Origin of the sequence: Neptuniibacter sp., from assembly GCF_024231755.1 — a bacterium.
GTDB lineage: Bacteria > Pseudomonadota > Gammaproteobacteria > Pseudomonadales > Balneatricaceae > Neptuniibacter.
On sequence record NZ_JAAEQH010000345.1, the window covers coordinates 1 to 7,537 of the forward strand.

Sequence of the window (7,537 nt, forward strand, 5' to 3'; positions counted from 1 at the left end):
AGAATCCCTCCCGATCTTTGTAATAAATGGGAAAAGGAAGGGCATCAATCACCAATAACAGAGCACGGTGATTACCTTTAAGGAGTTGCTGAAGGCTTACTTCATCCATCGGCAAAGCTCTACATGGAAATTAAGATTACTTAAAAGATAGTGCAGAGATGGAAGCTTTGCTTCTATTTGTTTGCTGGAAAGTGCATGAATTGGGGGATGGTTGTATAATCTGCGCTCTGTTCAAACTAGCGGGAGATAACCATGGCGGAACGTACAGCCAAGGTAAGCCGAAATACACTGGAGACACAGATTACTGTGTCGGTAAATATTGATGGTACTGGCCAATTTAAGGCAGAAACAGGTGTGCCTTTCTTAGAGCACATGATGGAGCAGATCTCCCGTCACGGTCTGATCGATCTGGATATCCATGCAGTAGGTGACACACACATCGATGATCACCACACAGTGGAAGATATCGGTATTACTCTGGGTCAGGCATTCAAGGAAGCAGTAGGTGATCGTAAAGGCATCATGCGTTACGGCCACGCTTACTGCCCATTGGATGAAGCTTTGTCCCGTGTAGTGATCGATTTCTCAGGTCGTCCAGGTCTGGAGATGGATGTTGAATTCACACGTGCCAATATTGGTCGGTTGGATACTCAATTGTTCTGGGAGTTCTTCCAGGGCTTTGTTAACCATGCTGGTGTGACTTTGCACATCGATAACCTGAAAGGTTTTAACGCGCACCACCAAGCGGAAACAATCTTTAAAGCGTTTGGTCGTGCCCTGCGTTTCGCGCTCGAAATTGATGCGCGCGCAGCGGATGTAATGCCATCCACTAAGGGGTGTTTGTAAGTTATGTCGACTGTTGCAGTAATCGACTATGGCATGGGCAACCTACACTCGGTTGCCAAAGCACTAGAGTTCGTAGAACCGGGTGTTGAAGTACTTGTCACAGCGGACCCGGCACTGGTAGCCAGTGCCGACCGCGTTATCCTGCCTGGTGTTGGTGCTATGCGTGATTGCATGGCGGAGATGCTTAAAGCGGGTGTAGATAAAGAAGTAACTGATGCGATCAACTCAGGTAAACCGTTTCTGGGAATCTGCGTTGGTATGCAGGCATTGCTGGAAAGTTCTGAAGAGAACAACGGCGTTGATTGCCTGTCTCACTTTAAGGGTGAGGTAAAATACTTCGGTGCTGATCTTCAGGAAGAGGGCGAGCGCCTTAAAGTTCCGCACATGGGCTGGAACGAAGTAGCGCAGATGACCGATCATCCTCTGTGGAACGATATCGAAGACGGTAGCCGTTTCTACTTTGTGCACAGCTACTATGTGCAGTCTGAAGATCGTGATCTGGTATCCGGTGTATGCCGTTATGGTCTGCAGTTCGATGTGGCGCTGGCACGAGACAATGTGTTTGCGGTGCAGTTCCACCCGGAGAAAAGCTCCAAAGCTGGTCTGCAGCTTTTGAAAAACTTCCTCAACTGGGACGGTAAAATCTGATGGCTCTGGCAAAACGAATTATCCCATGCCTGGATGTGGAAAATGGCCGCGTTGTTAAAGGTGTTAAGTTTGTTGATATCCGTGATGCCGGTGATCCTGTTGAAGTAGCTAAACGCTATGATGAGCAGGGCGCGGATGAGATTACGTTCCTGGATATCACAGCGACTCACGAAGGCCGTGACACTATGGTGCATACGGTTGAGCGTATGGCTTCGCAGGTGTTTATCCCGCTGACAGTGGGTGGTGGTATCCGTACTTGTGAAGATATCCGTACCATGCTCAATGCCGGTGCCGATAAGGTATCAATCAACTCCGCTGCGGTATTTAACCCTGAGTTCGTAAAAGAAGCAGCTGAGCGCTTTGGTTCACAGTGTATTGTTGTGGCTATCGACGCGAAGAAAGTTTCTAAAGAGGGTGAAGAAAACCGCTGGGAGATCTTCACTCACGGTGGTCGTAAGCCAACCGGGATCGATGCGGTTGAGTGGGCGAAAAAGATGGTTGAACTTGGCGCTGGTGAGATCCTGCTGACCTCTATGGATCAGGACGGTGTTAAGAACGGTTACGATCTGGAAGTAACACGTGCCATCAGCGACGCGGTGAACGTACCTGTTATTGCGTCCGGTGGTGTAGGCAATCTGGACCATCTGGTTGAAGGTTGTATCGAAGGTAAAGCTGATGCGGTACTAGCTGCGTCTATCTTCCACTTCAACGAATATACTGTGCCGCAGGCAAAAGAGTATATGCGTGATAAAGGGATTGAAGTGCGCCTTTAACCTTTATCGCGATCTACATTAAAGCCCCTGTTGGGGCTTTTTTTGTGTCTGTAATTTTTAGAAAGGGGGCCTTTGTAATACTTAGGTGGAACTATGAAGAGTGTTAGTGCATTATCTTGGTGCTTTATTCCTTTAAGATGAATCAATACAGGGATTAGTTATGAGGTATCTCCACCGCTGCATTATGTTCGCCATGCTTGGGATCAGCTTCAGTGTGCCCGCAGCTACATCCGTTGTTGTTCAGCCTCTATCTGAGTTGCTGCAAGAGACTTCTCAAAGTGCTCCAGCACATGTGATTAATGAAAATCATGCGATGGTTTCTGCGCGTTTATCCGCGCCTGTGGAAAATGTTTTGGTTCAGGTCGGCGATTCTATAGAGGCAGGACAGAGCCTACTGCGATTGGAGTGTACCGATTATGAGTTAGGAAAAGCTCAGGCATCGAGTGGGTTGAAAGCCTTGCAAGCTCAGACCCGACTGGCAAGGCAGCAGCTTTCCCGTGCTGAACTTCTGCTAAAGCAAAAAAATGCGTCGAAGGAATTAAGGGACCAGCGTCGTGCTGAGTTGGATAGTCTGCTTGCACAGCAGGAGGGAGCTAAAGCACAACTAAAAGAGGCAGAATTGGCTGTCGAACGTTGTTCGGTTGAAGCTCCATTTGCTGGAGTGGTTACAGGTCGTTCTGTCAGTGAAGGTGATCTTGTTGCACCGGGTGTGATGTTGCTGAAAGTCCTGGCAAAGGATGCACAGGAAGTATCTGCAGATCTGAGCGCACAGCAGGTCATGAGCCTGAAACAGAGTAGTAAGATCAGTTTTCAGTTTAATGGTCAGGATTATTTTCTGAATTTGCGGGCTATTGTTCCTTTCATTGATAACCGTGCACGGACCCAGCAGGTTCGTTTTAGTTTCTCAGAAAGTAGTGCGCTTACAGGCAGTAGTGGCAGACTTATTTGGCGTGATGCCAAAGGAAGATTACCTATCAGGTACATTGTTTCCCGCGATGGTAATTTGGGTGTTATGAAAGCTTCGGGTGGAAAGGCTGAGTTTGTTGCATTGACCGGGGCTATTGAGGGTCAGGCAGCTGTTGTAGATCTGCCCCCTGAAACTCAGATTATCATAGAAGGGCAGCATGCCGTTTCCAGTGGTGATGAAATCACCATAACAGCTCAGGAATAAGCCGCTATGATCATACGGCTTTTTAACAATCATGTGCTGGCAAACCTCACCTTTGTTCTAGTCTTGGTGATTGGTTTTCTTACCTACAATATGCTGCCGCGTCAGCAGGATCCTACTATCAATTTCAACTGGGTCGTTGTAACAACTGTCCTGCCTGGAGCCAGTGCCGAAGATATTGAGAAACGAGTCACTGACCCTTTAGAAGATGCGATCCAGAATGTCTCCGATATTAAGTTTGCCTCATCTAACAGTCGTGAAGCGGTTTCTAGTTTGCTCATTCGCTTTGAAGATATTGATGAGCGTACTTTTGATAAGCGGGTTAATGATCTGCGTCGAGAGATCCAGAATGTAGAGGATGAGTTGCCGGCCAATGCTGCAGATCCGGTTATTCTTGAGATCACCAGTGCCAACGCATTTCCCAGCGTAACAGTCGCAGTCACTGCACTAGATGATGATGAAAACCTGCGTATTCAGGCTCGTAATATCGAAGAGGACCTGGAGCAGCTAGCCGGTATCGATCGGGTCGATCCGGTCGGGCTGGATGATCCGGAACTGCAGGTTAATTTTGATCCTGCTGCGCTGCAGGCGTTGTCACTCTCTCCGACAACTCTGGCAGATACAGTATCGGTCTGGTTTAGGGATATATCTGCCGGAAGTGTAGATGTGGGAGGGCAATCATGGCTTGTTCGATTGGTAGGCCGGAGTGCTGATCCTGATCAGGTGAAGCAGATTCCATTGATCGGTTTGCAGGGGGAAGAGATCACCCTGGGGCGGATAGCAGATGTTGTTCAAACCCGCGAAAAAGCAACCCAGGATGCCTTGATTGATGGTAAGCCTGCGGTTGTTCTGGCAGTGATGAAAAAGGCCAACGCTAACACCATAGAGCTCGTGGAGCGGGTCAAGGTCTATATGGATCAGCGTAACCAACTAGCGCAGGCAACCGGGGTAAAACTGGTGCTGGTAGATGACCAAACCATTCCTACCCGGGAAGCGATTGATCTGATGCAGAATAATGCTCTCATCGGGCTCTTGTTGGTGTTGTTGGTTGCTTGGTTATTTCTCGGTGCGCATATCGCATTTCTTACGGCCATTGGTATCCCATTTATTCTTGCCGGTACCTTCTGGGTGCTTTGGGGGATGGGAGAAACCCTCAACGTAACTGTTCTACTTGGGGTGGTCATCGTTTTGGGTATGCTGGTGGATGATGCGGTTGTGGTGGTGGAGGCAATCTATCACCGCTTGCAACTGGGGCAACCGGTTTATGAAGCGACGATGGCATCATTAAGTGAGGTTGGAAGGCCGGTTACCAGTGCTGTTCTAACGACAATGGCTGCGTTTATGCCGCTGATGTTGCTACCCGGTATCCTCGGTGATTTTATGCGGGTGATCCCGATGGTGGTAACAATAGCGCTGGCGATCTCTTTGATTGAAGCGTTCTGGATGCTGCCGGTGCATGTAAGTGTTGCTCGGGTTAAGTTTACTAATCCGGGAAGAATGCAGCGCTTCCGGGTACGCATGACCCATAAAATCCAGATCACCTATGTTCGTTCACTTATCAAAGCGATCCGTCGTCCGGTTCTTACCTTTAGTTTGATCGGTTCTCTGTTTATTGGAGCTATGGGGGCATTGGGTGCAGGGCTTATCAAAATGGATTTCTTCGCCTCTGATCCGCTACGTCTGTTCTATGTAAATATTGAGATGGCTCCGCAAACCCCTCTATCGGTAACGCTGGAAAAGGTGAAGCAGATGGAGCAGGTGGTTCGCAAACACCTTAAAGAGGAGGATCTTCGTGCAGTGGTGGGGTATTCAGGGCAACAGTTTACCGAGATGGAACCGCTGTTTGGTGATCACTATGGTCAGGTGTTGGTAGGTTTAAAGCCTAAGAGTGATGACAACCGAACAGTTGATGAGCTGCTCGCCGCTGTCCGTGAAGATGCGATGGCTTTACCTGGGCCTGTGAATATAACCTTCCTGCGTTTGGCTGGTGGACCTCCGGTATCTAAGCCGATCAGTATTAAAGTTCGTGGTGATGAATATAGTGAAATCCGTGAAGCGGCGGATGCGCTGAAGGCCTATCTTGCATCTATTCCAGAGATTACTGATATCAGCGATGATGCTGCTGGCGGCCGTATGACCCTGACTCTCAAAGCCGATTACGATGCCATCACTCAGGCTGGTTTGAACCCCGTGCAGGTGATCCGTACTACCCAGTTACTGGTAGATGGTGAAGTGGTCGCTGATATGCAGCATGAAGGCGAGAAACTGGAAATTCGTGTTAAGGCGCAACCGCAAAGCTACAGTGATATCGATCAGTTACTGGACTTTAAACTACCGCTGCCTGAAGGAGGGCAAATTCCTCTATCGAAACTGGTTAGTTTCGAACGTGAGCAGGCGTTAGGCAATATCCGTCACTACAACTTCCGCCGTGCTATTACCGTTGAAGCCGATATTCTGCCTGACACCATCGATACGGTAACAGCAAATAATTTGGTGGTTACGCACTGGGATGAACAGTTACGAGATCAGTTCCCGAACCTTGATCTGGATTTCTCTGGTGAGCTGGATGATATACAGGAGAGTATGGACGCGATTGGTGTACTGTTCCTGTTTGGTATTGGTCTGATGTACCTGATTTTGGGAACGCAGTTTGCCAGCTACTGGCAGCCGTTGATGATATTAATGACTATCCCAATGGCGTTTACCGGGGTAGTCATGGGATTGCTTATCACCCAGAACCCTCTCAGCCTGTTCACTATGTATGGTGTAGTTGCACTGGCGGGGATTGCGGTAAATGCTGCGATTGTACTGATCTCCGCGGGTAATCAGCGCTTAGAGAAAGGGATGTCGGTGAAACACGCGACCCTTTATGCCGCTCGGCGTAGGGTGATCCCTATTCTGATCACATCCCTGACTACTATTGCGGGACTGTTCTCCCTGGCAACAGGCTTAGGTGGTCATTCGCTGATCTGGGGGCCAGTAGCCACGGCGATCGTCAGCGGCTTAGCATTCTCAACAGTACTGACGTTGTTCCTGATTCCGATGCTGTATCGCATCTTTATGCAGTGGTCGCATAAAACGAGCAAAGAAAGTACTTAAACTAAAAAAGGTGGTCAGCATACGCTTAACCACCTTTATACTCTTACTTAAAGCTTGCAGCGTTAAGCCATCTCAATAACCTGATCAACCAGCTTGCGGATACCTGACGCGGCCTCGGTGATTGAACCCGCCAGCATATAGGCCGGGGTTGTAACAACTTTCAGCTCTTCATCAGTTACGATCTCACTTACACAGCAATCCTGATGTTTGCCGCCCATCGCTTCGATGGCAGCAGCAGTATCAGCGTCATTACCAATGGTGCAAGTGGCGCCTTCACCAAACAGGATTGGAGTCATTGCAGGAGCAATACAGATTAGACCTACAGGTTTGCCTGCTTTGTTCATCGCCTGAGTGAAGGCAACGACATCTGGGTTTACGCTACATTCAGGGCCTTTTACCGCGAAGTCAGATAGGTTCTTAGCTGCACCGAAGCCACCTGGAATAATCAGCGCGTCATAGTCGTCAGCGTTAGCTGTTGCCAGATCGATAATTTCACCACGGGCTAAACGTGCGGCTTCTACCAGTACGTTACGGCTTTCCCCCGACTCTTCACCTGTTAGGTGATTGATAACGTGCATCTGGTCGATATTCGGTGCCATACACTGGGATTCAGCACCACGCTCAGCGATCTGTAACAGAGTTAGAACGGATTCGTAGATCTCTGCGCCGTCATAAACACCACAGCCGGAGAGGATTACCGCGATTTTTTTCATCTTTGCAGACTCCTTTATATGAGTTCGGTCATACCCTTTTAGGGCAAGATTACGATAAGATTCAATCTATTACTACGAAGATGAACAACTTGGTATCTGCCATCTTTCAACTAGGCTGTCATATGGTTGTCATCTTTTTTCTGTCCAATTCATCTCTGCACCAAGAAGGAAGCCGCCGTGGCCTTTAATAACAGTCAGCGTTTTTATCCTGAAACCCGTATGCGTCGTATGCGTGCGAATGATTTCTCCCGTCGCCTGATGCGTGAAAACGTTCTTACACCAGATGATCT

Annotated in this window: 6 protein-coding genes and 1 pseudogene; 6 read left to right on the plus strand and 1 reads right to left on the minus strand. The window is 48.6% G+C overall.

Annotation, left to right across the window (positions count from 1 at the left end; translation table 11 throughout):
* Nucleotides 1-252: 252 nt before the first annotated feature.
* The 5 genes from hisB to GY843_RS19680 all read left to right on the plus strand — a co-directional run bounded on the left by hisB (nt 253) and on the right by GY843_RS19680 (nt 6,534).
* The gene (hisB, locus tag GY843_RS19660) at nt 253-846 is read left to right on the plus strand and encodes an imidazoleglycerol-phosphate dehydratase HisB (protein ID WP_297312235.1); all 594 of its coding nucleotides are present in this window, start codon (nt 253-255) and stop codon (nt 844-846) included.
* Nucleotides 847-849: 3 nt separating this feature from the next.
* Nucleotides 850-1,494 carry an imidazole glycerol phosphate synthase subunit HisH gene (gene hisH / locus GY843_RS19665; RefSeq protein ID WP_297312236.1) on the plus strand — a complete coding sequence of 215 codons (645 nt, stop codon included), beginning with the start codon at nt 850-852 and terminating at the stop codon, nt 1,492-1,494.
* Nucleotides 1,494-2,267, plus strand: a complete 774-nt coding sequence (gene hisF / locus GY843_RS19670; protein WP_297312238.1) for an imidazole glycerol phosphate synthase subunit HisF — start codon at nt 1,494-1,496, stop codon at nt 2,265-2,267. The genes hisH and hisF overlap by 1 nt, the downstream gene beginning before the upstream one ends.
* 160 nt (nt 2,268-2,427) lie before the next feature.
* Nucleotides 2,428-3,438 (plus strand): efflux RND transporter periplasmic adaptor subunit, encoded by a 1,011-nt coding sequence (locus GY843_RS19675; RefSeq protein ID WP_297312239.1) that lies wholly within the window; start codon nt 2,428-2,430, stop codon nt 3,436-3,438.
* A 6-nt stretch (nt 3,439-3,444) separates the two neighbouring features.
* Nucleotides 3,445-6,534 (plus strand): efflux RND transporter permease subunit, encoded by a 3,090-nt coding sequence (locus GY843_RS19680; RefSeq protein WP_297312240.1) that lies wholly within the window; start codon nt 3,445-3,447, stop codon nt 6,532-6,534.
* 62 nt (nt 6,535-6,596) lie between these two features.
* Here the strand turns inward: GY843_RS19680 and elbB are convergent, their stop codons facing one another.
* Nucleotides 6,597-7,247: an isoprenoid biosynthesis glyoxalase ElbB gene (gene elbB, locus GY843_RS19685; protein ID WP_297312241.1), complete on the minus strand. Its 651-nt coding sequence runs from the start codon at nt 7,245-7,247 to the stop codon at nt 6,597-6,599.
* Between the two features lie 177 nt (nt 7,248-7,424).
* Between elbB and GY843_RS19690 the strand changes: the two are divergent.
* A pseudogene (locus GY843_RS19690) lies at nt 7,425-7,537 on the plus strand (porphobilinogen synthase); the annotation flags it as partial.